The 14,789-nt window shown below is 70.7% G+C and carries 17 protein-coding genes; 9 read left to right on the forward strand and 8 right to left on the reverse strand.

What is annotated here, in order from left to right; translation table 11 throughout:
- Positions 1 to 119 precede the first annotated feature (119 nt).
- Together AXW62_RS19240 and AXW62_RS19245 are read right to left on the reverse strand one after the other, a co-directional pair.
- Positions 120 to 518: a hypothetical protein gene (locus tag AXW62_RS19240; RefSeq protein WP_060945614.1), complete on the reverse strand. Its 399-nt coding sequence runs from the start codon at positions 516 to 518 to the stop codon at positions 120 to 122.
- 146 nt (positions 519 to 664) lie between these two features.
- Entirely contained in the window at positions 665 to 871 is a 207-nt protein-coding gene (locus AXW62_RS19245; RefSeq protein WP_060945615.1) for a hypothetical protein, read from the reverse strand.
- A 357-nt stretch (positions 872 to 1,228) separates the two neighbouring features.
- Here AXW62_RS19245 and AXW62_RS41125 point away from each other — a divergent pair, with 357 nt between their 5' ends.
- Both AXW62_RS41125 and AXW62_RS19255 read left to right on the forward strand, forming a co-directional pair.
- Complete coding sequence (locus tag AXW62_RS41125; protein ID WP_060945616.1) at positions 1,229 to 1,861, forward strand: TetR/AcrR family transcriptional regulator; 633 nt, start codon at positions 1,229 to 1,231, stop codon at positions 1,859 to 1,861.
- 109 nt (positions 1,862 to 1,970) lie between these two features.
- A complete protein-coding gene (locus AXW62_RS19255; RefSeq protein WP_159060914.1) occupies positions 1,971 to 2,633 on the forward strand; it encodes a TetR/AcrR family transcriptional regulator in 663 nt (220 codons plus the stop codon).
- 149 nt (positions 2,634 to 2,782) lie between these two features.
- On the opposite strand, the gene AXW62_RS19260 is transcribed toward AXW62_RS19255, so the two are convergent.
- Together AXW62_RS19260 and AXW62_RS19265 are read right to left on the reverse strand one after the other, a co-directional pair.
- Positions 2,783 to 4,021: a cytochrome P450 gene (locus AXW62_RS19260; protein WP_107406316.1), complete on the reverse strand. Its 1,239-nt coding sequence runs from the start codon at positions 4,019 to 4,021 to the stop codon at positions 2,783 to 2,785.
- Positions 4,022 to 4,184: 163 nt separating this feature from the next.
- A complete protein-coding gene (locus AXW62_RS19265) occupies positions 4,185 to 4,676 on the reverse strand; it encodes a hypothetical protein (protein ID WP_060945619.1) in 492 nt (163 codons plus the stop codon).
- A 184-nt stretch (positions 4,677 to 4,860) separates the two neighbouring features.
- Here AXW62_RS19265 and AXW62_RS19270 point away from each other — a divergent pair, with 184 nt between their 5' ends.
- The 3 genes from AXW62_RS19270 (at position 4,861) to AXW62_RS46680 (ending at position 6,407) form a co-directional block, all read left to right on the forward strand.
- Positions 4,861 to 5,493: a Sua5/YciO/YrdC/YwlC family protein gene (locus AXW62_RS19270; protein ID WP_159060915.1), complete on the forward strand. Its 633-nt coding sequence runs from the start codon at positions 4,861 to 4,863 to the stop codon at positions 5,491 to 5,493.
- 190 nt (positions 5,494 to 5,683) lie between these two features.
- Positions 5,684 to 6,142, forward strand: coding sequence for a low temperature requirement protein A (locus AXW62_RS19275; RefSeq protein ID WP_060945621.1), 459 nt, complete (start codon positions 5,684 to 5,686; stop codon positions 6,140 to 6,142).
- Between the two features lie 133 nt (positions 6,143 to 6,275).
- Positions 6,276 to 6,407: a hypothetical protein gene (locus AXW62_RS46680; protein ID WP_289306010.1), complete on the forward strand. Its 132-nt coding sequence runs from the start codon at positions 6,276 to 6,278 to the stop codon at positions 6,405 to 6,407.
- 106 nt (positions 6,408 to 6,513) lie between these two features.
- Here AXW62_RS46680 and AXW62_RS19280 read toward each other — a convergent pair whose 3' ends face one another.
- Positions 6,514 to 7,221 (reverse strand): B3/B4 domain-containing protein, encoded by a 708-nt coding sequence (locus AXW62_RS19280; protein WP_060945622.1) that lies wholly within the window; start codon positions 7,219 to 7,221, stop codon positions 6,514 to 6,516.
- Between the two features lie 29 nt (positions 7,222 to 7,250).
- On the reverse strand, positions 7,251 to 7,898 hold the full coding sequence (locus tag AXW62_RS19285) for an FMN-binding negative transcriptional regulator (RefSeq protein WP_060945623.1): 648 nt from the start codon (positions 7,896 to 7,898) through the stop codon (positions 7,251 to 7,253).
- 559 nt (positions 7,899 to 8,457) lie between these two features.
- Between AXW62_RS19285 and AXW62_RS19295 the strand changes: the two genes are divergently transcribed.
- Entirely contained in the window at positions 8,458 to 9,042 is a 585-nt protein-coding gene (locus AXW62_RS19295; RefSeq protein WP_060951106.1) for a helix-turn-helix domain-containing protein, read from the forward strand.
- A 37-nt stretch (positions 9,043 to 9,079) separates the two neighbouring features.
- Here the strand turns inward: AXW62_RS19295 and AXW62_RS19300 are convergent, their stop codons facing one another.
- Complete coding sequence (locus AXW62_RS19300) at positions 9,080 to 10,558, reverse strand: APC family permease (RefSeq protein ID WP_060945626.1); 1,479 nt, start codon at positions 10,556 to 10,558, stop codon at positions 9,080 to 9,082.
- A 498-nt stretch (positions 10,559 to 11,056) separates the two neighbouring features.
- Between AXW62_RS19300 and AXW62_RS19305 the strand changes: the two genes are divergently transcribed.
- Positions 11,057 to 11,998, forward strand: coding sequence for a LysR family transcriptional regulator (locus AXW62_RS19305; RefSeq protein ID WP_060945627.1), 942 nt, complete (start codon positions 11,057 to 11,059; stop codon positions 11,996 to 11,998).
- Positions 11,999 to 12,022: 24 nt separating this feature from the next.
- Here the strand turns inward: AXW62_RS19305 and AXW62_RS19310 are convergent, their stop codons facing one another.
- Positions 12,023 to 12,607, reverse strand: coding sequence for a helix-turn-helix domain-containing protein (locus AXW62_RS19310; RefSeq protein WP_060945631.1), 585 nt, complete (start codon positions 12,605 to 12,607; stop codon positions 12,023 to 12,025).
- Positions 12,608 to 13,031: 424 nt separating this feature from the next.
- Between AXW62_RS19310 and AXW62_RS19315 the strand changes: the two genes are divergently transcribed.
- Both AXW62_RS19315 and AXW62_RS19320 read left to right on the forward strand, forming a co-directional pair.
- The gene (locus AXW62_RS19315) at positions 13,032 to 14,267 is read left to right on the forward strand and encodes a trans-sulfuration enzyme family protein (RefSeq protein ID WP_060945628.1); all 1,236 of its coding nucleotides are present in this window, start codon (positions 13,032 to 13,034) and stop codon (positions 14,265 to 14,267) included.
- Positions 14,268 to 14,323: 56 nt separating this feature from the next.
- Positions 14,324 to 14,789: HAD hydrolase-like protein (locus AXW62_RS19320; RefSeq protein WP_079115691.1), on the forward strand; the 466-nt coding region annotated here is incomplete at its 3' end.

Consider the following 14,789-nt stretch of genomic DNA (forward strand, 5'->3'; position numbering starts at 1 on the left):
TGTAGATGCCGGGCGAGGAAGCGCAGGGAGGGGCTGGACACGTCGACGCCGGACGGGCAGACAAGCATGCGTCGGGGCCGCGGGGCCGTCGTGCCCTGATCACTCGTCAAACGTGCTGTTCAGCCCTCCTCGACCGGATCGTCCTCCGGCGTGAGCAGCCGACCGATCTCGACCATCTTCGTTATCCGGCCATCGTCGCCCAGTCGACCGATGAGATGCGATTCGCCCTGCACAACGGATCCGTCCTTCATGGCCATCCGCACCGTGACCCGTGCCGCCACGGTGCCTGTCGCCCCGTCGCTGACCTCATCGAGCACAGTGATCGTCCCCTCGTCCATAGCGGAACGCAACTCCGACACGTGCCGGAGATAACCCGCCACGTCAGACTCCTTTCCGTTGAGACGCAGCGTGGCAGCCGGATCGACAAGAGCGCGCACTTCCAGGGCGAGCGTCTCGTCGTCGGCCTGGAAGGTCAGCTCACCGAGCCTGGTGAGCGGCTGGGCATGAGGTGAAGCCATAACAGAGTCCTCTGGCCTGAGATACGAGTTCCGGACAATGGACATCTCCGCGCAGTCCCGCGGTCGTCACTACACGAAGCCCTGCTGGGAGCGTATGCGTGTTTCCCTCCAGCCCCAGGCAACAGGCCAACCCTTCCCGGTTCTGCTCAGAGCAGTTCGAGCAGAGCGGCCGCGATGTCCTCGGGATGGTTGAGGAGGGCCATGTGTCCGCCGGGCGCCATGCGCGGCTCGACGCCGAGGCGGGCGGCGAACTCGGTTCCCGGGCGGGCCAGTGAGGTGTCGTCGGTGCCCAGGATGTAGAAGGCGTCGAGTCCGGCTGCGGTGACCGGGGGCACGTCCAGGGCGTCGGTCATGTAGCCACCCGGCTGCGGCAGGGTCAGACCGAAGACGAAGTCCTACAGCTGTGTCGGCTCACCCCGCATCAGTCCATAGCGGACCGCTTCAAGGGGCAGCGGGACGGTGCCGTCCGGTGTGGCGGCGACAGATTGGCGTATGAGAGCGCCCTGCGCCTCGTTTTCCTCGGCCATCGAGACACCGCGTTCGGGTACGACCGCGTTGTAGTAGACGACGTGCCGAACCCGGTCGGCCAGTGCGTGCGCGGCGCCGGTGACCGGGTAGCCGCCCCAGCGCCGTGGGCCGGCCGGTCACCGGGTCGCGGAGCGCGGCGGCCCGCACCCGCACGGACCTGGGCGGGTGCGGCTGTGCCGAAAGTGACGCAGGCTCATCACCTCGACGCGCGCCGCGACCAGATCCTCCAAGCGGCCATCAAGGTCTTCGCCGAGCGCGGTTTCGCCAAGACGTTGATGGCCGACATCGTCCGGGCCACGGGGCTGTCCACCGGGGCGGTGTACCGGTACTTCCCCAGCAAGGAGGACCTCGTGCTGGCCGCCGTCGTGGGCCGCGACGGTGAGCGGGAGACCGGTGGCTTTCCCCCGGAGAGCGCGGCGGAACTCCTGCGCCGGCTCATCGGATACGTCACCCCGCCCGACGGCACGGCGCACGCCCGATTCGTCTCCATGATCTGGGGAGACGCGGCGGTGACACCCTCGCTGGCCGCCGTTGCCCGCGAACGCCACGAGGCGCTCCAACAGCATCTCACCTCCCTGCTGGAGGCCCAGCGGGCGCCGGAGGCACAGGACCGCCCGGAGCCGGAAGACGCTGTCGCCCAGGTCGCCCTCGCAGCCCTCGTCGGCTACGCGGCCCTCGTCGCGACGGACACTCCCGTCGACACTGACGGCTTCCTGCGCGTCCTCGAACGCATGGTCTCCGAGCGACACGAGCCGACCGCGGGTCCGGTGCCCGGCCCCGCACCCGCAAGCGCGCCTCCTCCACCGTCACAGTAGGGGCGCGGCCTCCCGGAGCCGGCCCGGGTCCGCGTACTGACGCTCGGCGCCTTCCCGTAGGAGATCCAGGAGGTCGCTCACTCGAACCATCCAGGTTAGAGTGACAGTTGTGAGCAAGCAGGGACGGCGGCGGATTGACGAGATCGGTGACGAGAGCCGTCGGCGTATTCTCGACGCAGCAGAAGAGCTTTTCTCTGAGTTCGGGTTCGACAGCACCTCGATCGCCGGAATTGCCGAGCGGTCGGGAATCAGCCGGGGCTCCATCCCGTGGCATTTCAAGAACAAACACGGGCTCTTCATCGCCGTGGTCGAACGTGCTCTGGAGCGGGGGATGGCGTCGGAACCTCACAAGACCCCGCTGACGCTCAACGAATTGGTAGCGGACTACGCTTCGTGGGTCCGTAAGGGCAATACGAAGCTGGTGTTCATGGCGCTGACCGAAGCCATGACCAGTACCGGTGCCGTCCAAAACCAGTACCGGGAGCTTTTCGCCCGGCACCGTCGCAACTTGGAAGACTGGGTGCGCGCACAGCGCCCCGAGGGCATCGATCCCGAGACCGCGTCGAAGCGCGAGCACGCGTTCGCAGCGGCGTTCACCGGCACGCTCTTCGGTATCCACATCCAGACGCTCGTGGATCGCGACTGCGTGGACTTCGACGAGGCATTGCAACTGGTCGCCACTGCATTTGGCCGAAATTTTCGCAACATCTGGGACGACGCGCAGTGCGCCGACCCCGCGCGCCCTGGCGAGGATGAGCTCGCGGGACCGTGATCGCCGGTCCCGAAGCAGCTCCCTCGTCGTCCTGGTCGAAGATGTCGGGGGCGGCGAAGACGCACTGGCCGGAGGCGACGCACCTGGGCTGATCGACTGTCACACGCATGGGTTCTCGTTCCTTCGCTCGGGCGGTGGCGCCACGGGGGTCACCAGGTGACGGGGAGTGCGTAGAGGCCGTAGACGAGGCCGTCGTGCTTGAACTCCAGCTGGTCCTCCCCGATGGCCACGGCCAGGCCGGGGAGCCTGCGGTAGAGGGTGCCGTAGACGGCCTGGAGTTCGATGCGGGCCAGTTGCTGGCCGAGGCACTGGTGGACGCCGTAGCCGAAGGCGAGGTGGTGCCGGGCGTTACGGGTGAGGTCGAGCCGGTCGGGGTCGGGGAACGCCTCGGGGTCGCGGTTGGCGGCATCGTTGGCCAGGATGAGGCCGTCGCCGGCCTTGATGACCTGCCCGCCGATGGTGATGTCCGCGGTCGCCACGCGGCGCCGTCCGGAGTGGGTGATGGTCAGGTAGCGCAGCATCTCCTCCACCGCGGTGACCACGACGGACGGGTCGTCGGTGTCCCGCAGGAGGGCGAGCTGGCCGGGGTTCCGCAGCAGGGCGAGGGTGCCCAGGATGATCATGTTGGCCGTGGTCTCGTGGCCGCCGATGAGCAGGAGGACCCCCATCGCGGCGGCCTCCCGCTGCGTCAGGGCGCCGGACTCCACCTGCTGCGTGGCGAGGGCGGAGAGCAGGTCGTCGCCGGGGTCGGCGCGCTTGGCGGCGACGAGCTCCTCCAGGTAGTCCGCCAGCGCCTGCGAAGCGGCCCGCATGTCGTCCGGTGACGAGGTCCGGCGTACCAGGACCCGGGTATTGCGCTCGAAGAAGTCGTGCCGCTCGTACGGGACGCCGAGAAGCTCGCAGATGACCAGGCTGGGCAGGGGCAGTGCGAACGCCTCGACCAGGTCGACCGGGTTCGGCCCGGCGAGCATGTCGTCGATGAGGCCGTCGACGATCCGCTGGACGCGGGGCCGCATGGCCTCGATCCGCCGGACCGCGAAGGGCGGCGTCACCATGCGGCGCAGCCGTGCGTGCTCCGGGTCGTCCATGGCGATGAACGACTGCGGGGACCGGCTGCTCTCCTTGCCGCCGGCGTTGCGGTGCGGGTACCCCGCGCGTGACGGGTCGGCGCTCAGCCGGGAATCGCGCAACAGGGTGCGCAGGTGGTCGTGCCGGGTGACCAGCCACGGCGTGGCGCCGTCCCATGTACGCACCCGGGACAGGGGTGCGGTGGTCCGCAGGGCGCTCAGTTCCGGCGGCGGGTCGAACGGGCACCCGGCCGCCCTGGGCATGGGGTGCTCCGGCAACTCCGTTCGAGTCTCCGTCATGCTCGCCGGTGTCTCACTCATCGTGCCTCCTTCGCATCGCCGGCTCCGTCGTCTCCTTCGGGGTCGGAACCGTGGCGGTCTTTCGTGACAATGCACCTGGCACAGCAGGGTTTCGGTCTCCGTCACCTCGCACGGCTGCGCGCTGATCCGTCTCAGGCATACGGGCCGGGCGTGTGGGTGTGCGTCAAGGGCTGGAGAGTTGAGAGGCGGAGCGGGTGGGGACCGACTCGGCGCGCTTCTTGCGGCGGACAAGGAACCACCGCAGCACCGCACCGACCGCGTGGGACACGCCGGAGTACATAGCGGCTTCGAACATGTAGGACGGCGCGAAGCTCATGACGTTCGCGCCGGGCATCGCGTCGAGGATGAAGAGGACGACGCCGATGGCGATGAACCCGGCAACGGCCCCGCGCGCCGCGGCAGACCACCAGCGCTTGTGCTCAAGCCCAGCCAGGGTCGCACCGATGAGGCCGAGAAACTGCATCGTCGACCATGCCGTCTCCGACCACTTCAAGGTGAGGCCCGCGACGACGCCGAACACGACCGGACCGACCACCAGGCCGAACACCTGCCGCCGACAGGAACTGTCGGCGAACGACCGCTCGAAGCGGGAGTCATGAGAGCCCTCCGGGGACTCCCGCACGTTCTCTTCAGACATGATCCGAATCTCCTCCATATCGGACGCGGCACCCCTCGTACGTTGACCGACTCTATGTCATCAACATAGAAATAGTACCGATCACAGGGTCAACCGAGCCCTGTGGTGCGGTCGCACCGCGTCGGATGACCGCCGGAACCGATACGAAGGGGAAGTTCTCATGCCAGTCCCGCCGATCGGAGACCACACGGTCCGCCGGGCCGTGGCCGCCCTGCAGGCGGGAGCGCCGATCGCCATCCCCCTGCCGTCGCCGATGCCCTACACGATCACCGGCACGGAGGCAGCGGCCGTCAACAGCGCGAAGGGGCGGGCGGCGGACCAGCCGGTCGGCCTCACCGTCAGGGACATCGACGTGGTAGCCCCGTATCTCGACGTCGCCGAGGAGATGCTGCCGATGGTTCGATGGCTGGGCGAATCCGAGATGGTCAGCCTGCTGGCGCCGGTGCGACCCGGCGGGCCCCGCTGGCTGCGTCCGGCCACCCATGACGGCATGCTGTTCTTCGCATCCATCCCATGGATTCCCGAATTCGCCGGCATTCTGGCCGAGTTCGGACACCTGTATATGAGCAGTGCGAACCTGACGGGCAGCCGGCCCACCACGACGGCCGCCGAGACCCGGGCGGCTTTCGGCGACCGGCTACTGGTAGTCGACGGAGACCGGCTGCGAGACGGGACACGGCCGCACGGCTCCACCACCATGGTGCGGATGAACAGCTGCGGAGAACTGGCAGTCGCCCGGTCCGGCATCAACAACGCGGCCTTTGGCAGCGACTCGGCGGCCTACGCCACCGACCTTGCGAAGCGCTGGAGCTCACCCGCGGACACGTCCCGGTAGGGCCTGGCCGGTACCGCCGCACCCCGACCTGCCGTCCAGCTCCGAGATGTGTCCAGGGTGGCGGGCGTGCGAGAAACCCGGAGTGAACAGTCACAGCAGTCCACCGTCGAGGACCGCCACGCGTCGTGGTTGGAACTCTTCTTCGACCTCATCGTCGTGGCTGGCACAGCACAGCTGGCGCACCTCTTGCATGGCGGGCCGCCCCTGGCCGACGTCGGGTTGTTCATCCTCCTCCGCCAGCAAACGTCGGGCGGACGCCGAGGCCCACCGCAGCAACCGGGCCGGCCGCTCGCTCAACCTCACCCTCGCCCAGGTCGATCCGGTGCACCTGGGCGAGCGGCTCGGCCTGTTCACCCTCATCGTGCTCGGCGAGAGCGTCGTCCAGCTGGTGGACGTGGCTTCCGACGCGGACTGGGACCGCACACTCGAACTCTCGGGTCTCGCGGGCTTCTTGCTCCTGGTGGCCATTTGGCAGCTGTCGCTCGTCCACGGATACGGCGGCGTCCCGAACCTGCGCGAGTCCGTCCTCCCCCCGCGCCTGGTGCTCTTCCTGCACTGCGTCACCAACGGGACCCTCACCGCCCTGGCCGCCGGCCTCGGCGCAGCCATGGAGCACCGGCACGGGCAGCTGCCGGCCGGCGGCCGCTGAGTCCTGTGCGCGAGCCTCTCGGTGTACTTCGTCATCGCCGTGGCCGCCGCGATCGTTCCGGGGGCCGGCGGCGCAGGCCCCGGTCGCCTGGGGCAGGCTGCTCGGCCGTCTGCTGCCGCCGCTGGCGCTGTCCTTGGCGATCGGCCTCTTCGGGGGCGGGCTGCCCATGGCCGTAGTGGTGTGGTTGCTGGTCGCCGCCGCGGGGTGGAGTCTGCTGGGGCACATCGCACGACCCATGCGGGCGGGGCTCCCGGACGACGTCTGAGGGGCGTCGGACGCAGCGATCAGCCGGGCTGCCGCACCAGCGCACCCACTTTCCTGGAACTTCCCCGCGGAGGCTTTGAGCGACCGGGCGGACCTGCCACGGGCTGTCAGGCGGAGGCGTGAGGCTGGGCCGAGTCGAGGTAGTGCACGGTGGTCCGGTCGGCGTGCGGGGCGAGGAGGCCGGCCAGTTCGTCGGCCGCGGCCTTGAGGAGGCCGCCGTCGCGGGTGGCGTGGAGGGTTTCCAGGACGAAGGCGACGTGGGTGGAGTCCTCGGTGACGCGGGTGCGGTGGGCGTCACGGTGGTTCCAGTGGCGGGTCAGGACGTCGGTGGTGTCCGCGTAGATGATCTCTCCGGCCTTGGGGTGCTCGACGGTGTCGGGCTCACCGAGCGGGGTGAAGGACTCGGTGCCGTCCGCGTACCGGATGTCGACGTCACCTGTGACGCGGTCGAGGTCGAAGGCGCCGGCGGGCAGGCCGTGGCGGACGGAGACGGCGTTGTAGGAGTCGACGGCCGGGTTGATGCGCGGCAGGGTGCCCTTCTTGGCGAGGCGCCGGCCGAGGGCATCGACGCTGGGACGGACGCGGCGGGGGTTGGTGCCGAAGGAGCGGTAGGCGGTATGCCACGCCTCGATGCGGGGGTCGGTCTCGTCGGCGGGCCGCCAGGTGCCGTCGGCGAGTTGCCGCTCCAGCTCGGTCAGGGCGGTGGCGGTGTGCGGCCAGGGCTCGTGGCCGCGGATGCCGGTGGCGGTGACCAGGGCGATGAGGGTGTCGGGGAAGGCGTCGGCGACGGCGGGAGCGATGCGGAAGGAGGTCATGGATCGAGGGTCCGTTCTCGGTGGGCGGGTCAGGGCTTGAAGGGGCCGATGCGGTCCAGGCGGCGGAGCTGCTGGCGTGCGGTGGGTTCGTCGAGGCCCTGGCCGCGTGCGGCGAGATTCCCGGCGACGGCGGTGCGGTGCTCGACGGGCTTGTGGTCGTCGTACTTGAACTTGGCGCGTACGTCGGTCACTTCGAGGCGCAGACCGCGGATGCCGGACAGCATGCGCCCATAGGGCGCCTGGTCGACCGCGATGGCCGCGTGGTCTCCGTCGGGCTGGAAGTGCGCCATCTGGCGGCGCAGCAGCTCCGCCTTGGCCTCGGGGCCGTCGACGATGTGAGCCTGGCCGATGAACTGGACGGCCGCGTAGTAGCTGGTGGGGACGCCGTCGGTGGGCGGTGTGCCGGGCTTGGCGCGCCAGGGGCCGGGGATGAAGGCGTAGTCACCGATGACGGTGAAGGTGACGTTCGGGTCGTGCTCGAGGGCCTGCCAGACCGGGTTGGGGCGGGCGAGGTGGATCAGGAGGTCGTTGCCGTCGCGGGTGAAGTGGGTGGGAACCGTCGCGGGGGCGTGGCCGGCCAGACCGTTGACGCTCAGGATGCCGAAGTCGTGGCCTTCGGTGATCCAGGTCTGCCATTCGGCCGCGTCGAGACTGGCGTCCCAGGGCTGGATGAACATGGGCTTCTCCTTGCGGGAGCGAGGCGGCGGTTCGGATGAGGGCGAGGAGACGGCCCGGCCGACGACCAGCGGGGCGAGGCCACTGCCGGACGGCGACCAGCGGGGCGAGGCCACTGCCGGACGGCGCCCGACGCGGGAAGACCGGTTGCCGGGACCGGTGCGGCCACCAGAGACAGCACGTTCGTCGGGCCGGTCGCCAGGGTGCGGTGCAGCAGGGCGAAGGCGGCGGCCGGCGCCACGCCGGACGCGGTGCCCCGGCCTACGTCCGGCATGCCGGACGGGGCGCCGGCACGGGCCACAGCGGCGGCTCCGCCGCGAGGCCGGCCGGAGCCGCGACCGGCACGGTGCGCGGCACAGGGGCCGTGCGGGCGCCGAGACCGCCGGGGAAGTGGGCGCGACCGTAGGCGAGTGAGCTGCCCGGGGCCGGCAGCGGAGCGATCACAGTACATCCCTTACCATTCATTGGAACGGCTCCACGGTACAACGGAACGACCGAGCTATGTCAACCGAACGACCGGCTGGTACATCGGACCGGTCTGCTTCAAGGGACGGTGATCAGGTGGCCGAGACAGCCACGGCGCTGCGGACGGTCGCACACAACGTCCGCTCGGCTCGGGTCCGTGCGGGCCTGTCCCTGGAGGAGCTCGGCCGACGCGCCCAGGTCAGCAAGGGCGCCCTGGTGGCGCTGGAGAAGGCGCAGGGCAACCCCAACCTGGCCACCCTGGTCCGTCTCGCCGACACCCTGGGCATCTCGGTCTCCGCGCTCATGCAGGGACCGCACGAGGGCCGGGTCCGGATCGTGGCCGCCGATGCCGTGGCCCCGCTGTGGACCGGTGAGCGCGGCAGCGAGGCCCGTCTCATGCTGACGACCTCGGGCCCGGCGCCGGTCGAGGTCTGGCGCTGGCGCCTGGAGCCGGACGAGGAGTATCCGAGCCATCCCCATCAGGCCGGGGTCGTGGAGACGGTCAGCGTCGTCTCCGGCCGGATGGTCCTGGTCGTCGACGGCAGCGAGCACCCCCTGGCCGTCGGCCAGACCGCCACGTTCGACGGTGACACGGCACACACCTACCGCGGCTCCGGTACCGAGCCCTGCGACCTGATCATGACGGTGCACCTGCCCCCCGGCCCGGCCGCCCCGGCGTGAGCCGAACGCACCGCGGCGGCCGGGGAACCCTCCTGGGTCAGTCGACCGCGGCAGGATCCGGCAGCACCACGACCGTCCCGGGGTGCGACAGCCGCGCGTGGTGCCGGCTGTAGCCGAGGTAGACGGCCAGGGCCACGGCCAGCCAGCCCGCGAAGAGCAGATACGTCCCGGTCGGCAGGTTTCCGATCAGATAGCCGCAGAAGAGCACGGACAGGGCGGGCACCACGGGGTAGCCGGGGACCGTGAAGCCGCGGTCGAGCCGGGGCTCGCGTATCCGGAGCACGATCACACCGACCGATACGACGGCGAAGGCGACCAGGGTCCCCATGCTGGTGAGGTCGACCAGCCAGTTCAGCGGCACCAGGGCGGCCAGGAGCCCGACGAACGCGCCGACGATCAGCGTGTTGCCGACCGGCGTTCCGGTGCGCGGGCTGACCTTGCGGAACACCGGGGGAAGCATGCCGTCCCGGCCCATCGCATACAGGATGCGGGTCTGCCCGTACAGAACGACCAGGGTGACGCTGACGATGGAGATCACCGCGCCCGCGGAGAGGACGGCTCCGGGCCATCTCTGGCCGGTGACGCCTTGCAGGATCGCCGCGAGACCCGCCTCCTGACCCGCGAAACGGGTCCACTTCTGTGCGCCGACCCCGGCCAGGGCCACCAGGCAGTAGAAGGCCGTGACCACCAGCAGGGCGCCGATGATCGCCCGCGGCAGTGCCTTCTGCGGGTTCCTGACCTCCTCACCGGCCGTGGAGACGGCGTCCAGGCCGATGAAGGAGAAGAAGACCGACGAGGCGGCGGCGCTGATGCCCGCGAACCCCAGGGGGGCGAACGGGTGCAGGTTGGCGGAGTGGAAGCCGGAGAGCCCGACCACGACGAAGAGCGTCAGCACCCCCAGCTTGACCAGCACCATCACGGCGTTGACCAGGGCCGACTCCTTCGCCCCGCGGATCAGGAGCAGACAGCAGAGCACCACCAGCACCGCACCCGGCACGTTGACGTAGCCGCCCGCTCCCGGCGGTGCGGCGATCGCCGTCGGCAGGGTGAAGCCGAACAGCCGCTGCGTCAGGTCGTTGAGGTACTGGCCCCAGCTGACCGCGATGGCCGCACCGGAGACCGCGTATTCCAGGAGCAGGCACGCGCCGACCCCCCAGGCCGCGAGTTCCCCCAGGGTGGCGTAGGCGTAGGAGTAGGAGGAGCCGGAGACCGGCACCGCCGAGGTGAGTTCGGCGTAGCACAGGGCGGTCAGCGCGGCGGTGACGGCACCGAGGACGAAGGAGAGCACCACCGCGGGGCCGGCCTGGGGCACCGCGGTACTGAGGGTGAAGAAGATTCCCGTACCGATCGTCGCGCCTACGCCGATCATCGTGAGCTGGAAGCCGCCCACCGTGCGGCGCAGCCCCTGGCCGTGGGCATGTCCCTCCTGGGTACCGGTCTCGGCGTCGGCGAGAAAGGCCGAGACCGGCTTGCGTCGCAGGAGCTGCTGACGGAGTCTCACGGGGTTCGCGGGCATGGCGAGACGCCTTTCGGTGACGGGGCGGACACGCACCAGCTGTCTGAGGACTGGTGTTCGTCGGCCCATCGGCTCGTGACAGGCAGGCCGCGGCAGGCACTCGCCGGTCCCGTGGCGAGTGGTGTCGGCACCCGTGGGCCGGTCGGAGGGGACCGGTGATTGCCAGGGCGACGTCGTAGGCGGCGCTGAGGATCGGGCTGGACCGCCGGTCCGGCCCGTGGAGCGAGGCAGGGCGACCGGCTGGGGCCGGCCCCCGTCGCACCGGTACGGGAGGCCGGGAGCCGGTGCGGGCTCGGACGCCGGGCCCGGGGTGGGGGCGCGGCCGGCCGGCCCACCGGTGCCGAACGGCCGGCGGTGCCCGGTTCGATGCGGCCGGCACCCTGCGGTCCGACTCGGTGCGTGAACCGTGGGTGCCGCCGGAGCGGTTGCGACGATGCTAGGAGCGCCGGGGCGGTGAACCAACCGCCAATCCCGTCACCGATGGTTTAGCTTCGCCTCATGGATCTGCATCAGCTCCGGGTGCTGCGCGAGCTGGCCGACCACGGCAGCATCGCGGCCACGGCTCGTGCGCTGTCCGTCACCCCCTCCGCCGTCTCCCAGGTGCTGGCCTCGCTGCAACGTCAGTTCGCGGCGCCCCTGACGCACAAGCGGGGCCGGTCCGTCGAACTCACGGGTGCCGGACAGGCCCTCGCCGCCGCCGCGGTCACGGTGGCCACCGCGATGGCGCAGGCGGAGGCCAGCGTCGAGGCATACCTGGAGGACCTGTCGGCGGTCGTCGCGGTCTCGGGATTCCACAGCGCGGCCGTGACGTTCTTCCCCGCTCTGGCGGCCAAGTCCGCGCAGGCCGGCCACCCTCCCGTCGAGTGCGTGGACGAGGACGTGGACCGTGCCGCCTTCCCCGCGCTGACCGCGTCGTACGACCTGGTCGTCGCCCACCGGATGAGCCACACACGGCCCTGGCCGGCGGAACGGGTGGCCGTCGTGCCGCTGTTGCGCGAGCCGATGGACGTGGCCGTCCGCGCCGACCACCCGCTCGCACGGCGGGCCGAGGTGTCTCCCGACTGCCTGGCCGGCCAGTCCTTCGTCGCCACCCACGCCGGTTTCTCGCCCGCCGACCTCCTTGAGGTCATCGCGGCCTCCGCCGGCCGGCCGATGCACGTAGCGCACCGGATCAACGACTTCACGACCGCGGCGGCGATGGTCGCGCAGGGCGGTCTCGTCGCCCTGCTCCCGAGATACACCGCCGCTCCGCCGCCGGGCTCCCCGGTGGTCCTGCGGCCCCTGAACGGGGTGCGCGCGGTGCGGAACATCGACGTGCTCATGCGTCCGGAGCACGCGCTCCGCAGGGGTGTCTCGGTCGTCCTCGAGTCCCTCCGGCAGATCGCCGACGCGCTGGTCGACTCGCGCGGGGCTGCCGCGGGTCAGCCTCCCGCTCCGTAGCCCCCGCGGGGTCGGCCATGCCGGTCAGGCCAGGGAGACGGGGTCCGCCGGCAGGTGGACGGTCATGATCAGGCTGCATGTCCCGGTACCGGCGCCGCGATAGCCGTGGGGCGTGTCGCCGTGGAAGACCGCGATCTGCCCCGCCCGGACCGTGTGCTCGCCGCCGCCGACGATCAGGGTCATACAACCGGCGGTGACGCTGACGGTCTCCACGACTCCGGCCCGATGCGCCTGGCTGGGGTATTCCTCGTCCGGCCGCAGCCGCCAGCGCCAGACCTCGACAGGCGCCGGAGTCGGCGTCGTCAGCAGCAGCCGGGCTTCACCGCCTCGACCTCCCGTCCACAGCGGGGGCACCGCCTCGGCGGAGATCACGCGAACAGGCTCCCGCGGCGCCCCTCGCAGCAGAGCGGACACCGCGAGGCCGAGCGCGTCCGCCAGCCGCACCAGGGTGGCCAGGCTCGGGTTGCCCTGCATGTTCTCCAAGGCGACCAGGGTGCCCTTGCTGACCTGGGAGCGCCGGCTCAGTTCCGCTTGGGACAGCGCGGCACGCACACGTGCCGCGCGCACGTTGCGTGCGATCGTCCGCAGAACCCTCGCCGTGTCGGCCACCTCGTTCACCTTTCCGTCCACCGGTCGTCCGCGTACCGGGGCCCACCCCAGATGACGACAAGGGCCGCGGGCTGTACGAGATCTCGGTCTCCCGGGCACGCGCGCCCAAAGATAGTCGTTCGAGTGGCCAATGCGGTCGTTTCATTGTACGGTGGACATGCTCGCCCGGACTGATCGCGGCGCTGAGCGCCCGTCGGCCGCGAGGAGAAGCAGCTGACCTGAGCCTCTTCTCAGCCCAGCCGTGACGGCGGTTCCGCACTGCCTCAACGGCTCGGAGCCGACGTGCCCGGCCCGGTCCGAACGCCTTCAGGCCAGCGCCTGGAACCCGCCTCCGTCCCACAGTCCCCTCCGCCCCCGCGAAGCCACGCCTTCCTGAGCCACTTCTCGTCCGTCCCCGATGCGACGGCGAAAGGAACCACCCACCATGAGCACCAAGTCCAGCGCGGCCGGCACGCCCCGGCCCGACAAGCACGCACCGTCCACGCTCGCCTTCGCCACCCAGGCGGTGCATGCGGGCAACGCCGTCGACAAGGGCACCGGCGCGGTGCGGACACCGCTGGTGATGGCCAACTCCTACCTGCTGCCGGACGATCCCTCGACCATGGACTGGTCCTCGGCCGACGGGCTCGTCTACACCCGCAATTCCGGTGCCAACCAGGTCGCACTGCAGCACAAGCTCGCAGCCCTGGAAGGCGGCGAGGAGGCCGTCGTTCTCGCCACGGGCGTGGCCGCACTGCACAGTGTGTTCTTCACCCACCTGAAGTCCGGTGACCACGTGGTGGTGTCCAATGTGACCTACGACGCCGTCTGGCGGCTGTTCGCCGAACTGCTCCCCGAGAAGTACGGCATCGAAGCCACCTTCGTCGACATCGGCGATCTCGACGCCGTCCGCGGTGCCATACGGCCGGACACCAGGCTCGTCCACGCGGAGACCATCGCCAACCCGACCACGACGGTCGCCGACATCGCCGGTCTCGCCGACATCGCGCACGCCGCGGGCGCTCTGCTCTCCGTCGACTCCACCTGGACCCCGCCGCCGTTCTACCGCGCCCTGCGGGACGGCGCCGACCTGGTCGTGCACTCGCTGACCAAGTACATCAACGGCCACGGCGACGCGATGGGCGGCGTGGTCATCGGGTCCCGGGACCTGGTGGAGCCGATCCGGCACCAGGCGATGGTCGAGGTCGGCGGCGTGATCTCACCGTTCAACGCCTGGATGATCATGCGTGGCTCGGTCACCCTGCCCCTGCGCCTGCGGCAGCACCTCACCTCGGCGGAGAAGGTCGCGCAGTACCTCGCCTCCGACCCCCGGATCGCCTACGTCTACTACCCGGGCCTCGCGACGCACCCGCAGCACGCCACGGCCCGCCGCCAGTTCGGCGGAGCGGGCTTCGGCGCCATGATGGCCTTCGCCGTGGACGGCGACTCCGACGCCCAGAACCGGTTCGTCGGCAACCTGCGGGTGATCACCTCCGCCGTCTCGCTCGGCCACGACGAGTCCCTGATCGTGCACGTCGGCGACAGCGGCCGCGGTGGCATGGAGAACTACCCGGAGCCGTTCCGGACGTACGGGCACCTGCGACTGTCCGTCGGCCTGGAGGACGCCGACGATCTGATCGCCGACATCCGCGCCGCGCTCGACGCCACCTTCTCGTCCTGACCGACCGCTCGACCCTGCCGCCGCGCCGTCCCGCGGCGGCGGCCAAGGGGGCCCTTGTGACGCCCACATGTCTCCTCCTCGACCTCGACGGCACCCTGGTGGACTCCGCCTCGGGCATCGCCGCCAGCGTCACCACCGCACTGACCCGGATCGGGGTGCCCGCACCCGGCCCGGACGCCCTGCGCGACTTCGTCGGGCCACCGATGTACCAGTCCTTCCGTGAGGTCATCGGCCTCGACGAGGTGACCGCCCAGCGGGCTCTCCGGCTGTACCGGGCGGACTACGCCGACCGGGGCGTCCAGGACAGCACGGTGTACGACGGGGTGCCCGCCCTGCTGGAAGAACTGGCGGCGGCGGGGGTACCGATGGCGGTGGCGACCTCCAAGGTGGAGGACCAGGCCATCCGCATCACCCACCACCACGGCCTGACCCGGCACCTGCTCACCGTGTGCGGCACCTCCGACGCCGCGGCACGCACCACCAAGCGCGAGGTGATCCGCGAGTGCCTGCGCCGCCTGCGGG

This window comes from Streptomyces hygroscopicus subsp. hygroscopicus, from assembly GCF_001553455.1.
In the GTDB taxonomy this organism is placed as follows: domain Bacteria; phylum Actinomycetota; class Actinomycetes; order Streptomycetales; family Streptomycetaceae; genus Streptomyces; species Streptomyces hygroscopicus.

Excerpts from the sequence above, each read along its gene's own strand:
- AXW62_RS19240 (WP_060945614.1), bottom strand. The coding sequence starts at position 518 with ATGGCTTCACCTCATGCCCAGCCGCTCACCAGGCTCGGTGAGCTGACC.
- AXW62_RS19245 (WP_060945615.1), bottom strand. The coding sequence starts at position 871 with ATGACCGACGCCCTGGACGTGCCCCCGGTCACCGCAGCCGGACTCGAC.
- AXW62_RS19260 (WP_107406316.1), bottom strand. The coding sequence starts at position 4,021 with ATGAGTGAGACACCGGCGAGCATGACGGAGACTCGAACGGAGTTGCCG.
- AXW62_RS19265 (WP_060945619.1), bottom strand. The coding sequence starts at position 4,676 with ATGGAGGAGATTCGGATCATGTCTGAAGAGAACGTGCGGGAGTCCCCG.
- AXW62_RS19275 (WP_060945621.1), top strand. The coding sequence starts at position 5,684 with ATGGCGGGCCGCCCCTGGCCGACGTCGGGTTGTTCATCCTCCTCCGCC.
- AXW62_RS19280 (WP_060945622.1), bottom strand. The coding sequence starts at position 7,221 with ATGACCTCCTTCCGCATCGCTCCCGCCGTCGCCGACGCCTTCCCCGAC.
- AXW62_RS19285 (WP_060945623.1), bottom strand. The coding sequence starts at position 7,898 with ATGTTCATCCAGCCCTGGGACGCCAGTCTCGACGCGGCCGAATGGCAG.
- AXW62_RS19300 (WP_060945626.1), bottom strand. The coding sequence starts at position 10,558 with ATGCCCGCGAACCCCGTGAGACTCCGTCAGCAGCTCCTGCGACGCAAG.
- AXW62_RS19305 (WP_060945627.1), top strand. The coding sequence starts at position 11,057 with ATGGATCTGCATCAGCTCCGGGTGCTGCGCGAGCTGGCCGACCACGGC.
- AXW62_RS19315 (WP_060945628.1), top strand. The coding sequence starts at position 13,032 with ATGAGCACCAAGTCCAGCGCGGCCGGCACGCCCCGGCCCGACAAGCAC.